Below are 1,210 nucleotides of genomic sequence, written 5' to 3'. Positions count from 1 at the left end.
GTGGCCGCAGAGACCAGCGAGAAGCGACTGTTTACTAAAAACACAGGTCCGTGCGAAGCCGTAAGGCGATGTATACGGACTGACGCCTGCCCGGTGCTGGAACGTTAAGGGGACCGGTTAGCTCTGTTTCGACAGGGCGAAGCTGAGAACTTAAGCGCCAGTAAACGGCGGTGGTAACTATAACCATCCTAAGGTAGCGAAATTCCTTGTCGGGTAAGTTCCGACCTGCACGAATGGCGTAACGACTTCTCGGCTGTCTCAACCATAGGCCCGGTGAAATTGCACTACGAGTAAAGATGCTCGTTTCGCGCAGCAGGACGAAAAGACCCCGGGACCTTTACTATAGCTTGATATTGGTGTTCGGTTCGGCTTGTGTAGGATAGGTGGGAGACTGTGAACCTTGGACGCCAGTTCGAGGGGAGTCGTTGTTGAAATACCACTCTGGTCGTGCTGGATGTCTAACCTGGGTCCGTGATCCGGATCAGGGACAGTGTCTGGTGGGTAGTTTAACTGGGGCGGTTGCCTCCTAAAGGGTAACGGAGGCGCCCAAAGGTTCCCTCAGCCTGGTTGGCAATCAGGTGTTGAGTGTAAGTGCACAAGGGAGCTTGACTGTGAGACTGACGGGTCGAGCAGGTACGAAAGTAGGGACTAGTGATCCGGCGGTGGCTTGTGGAAGCGCCGTCGCTCAACGGATAAAAGGTACCCCGGGGATAACAGGCTGATCTTCCCCAAGAGTCCATATCGACGGGATGGTTTGGCACCTCGATGTCGGCTCGTCGCATCCTGGGGCTGGAGTCGGTCCCAAGGGTTGGGCTGTTCGCCCATTAAAGCGGTACGCGAGCTGGGTTTAGAACGTCGTGAGACAGTTCGGTCTCTATCCGCTGTGCGCGTAGGAGTCTTGAGAAGGGCTGTCCCTAGTACGAGAGGACCGGGACGGACGAACCTCTGGTGTGCCAGTTGTTCTGCCAAGGGCATGGCTGGTTGGCTACGTTCGGAAAGGATAACCGCTGAAAGCATCTAAGCGGGAAGCCTGCTTCGAGATGAGGGCTCCCTCCCACTTGATGGGGTAAGGCTCCCAGTAGACGACTGGGTTGATAGGCCAGATATGGAAGCCTGGTAACGGGTGGAGTTGACTGGTACTAATAGGCCGAGGGCTTGTCCTCAGTTGCTCGCGTTCACTGTGTTGGTTCTGAAGTTACGACCCGCTATT

General features: G+C 55.5%; 1 rRNA gene. It reads left to right on the top strand.

Annotated elements, in window-relative coordinates:
• Positions 1–1,163, top strand: a 23S ribosomal RNA gene (locus ABZX96_RS38025); the annotation flags it as partial.
• Between the last annotated feature and the right edge of the window lie 47 nt (positions 1,164–1,210).

The organism is Streptomyces sp. NPDC003077 (assembly GCF_040611095.1).
Taxonomy (GTDB): Bacteria; Actinomycetota; Actinomycetes; order Streptomycetales; family Streptomycetaceae; genus Streptomyces.
The sequence above is the reverse complement of the archived record's forward strand: the minus strand, read 5'-3'. Positions and strand labels throughout refer to the sequence as shown.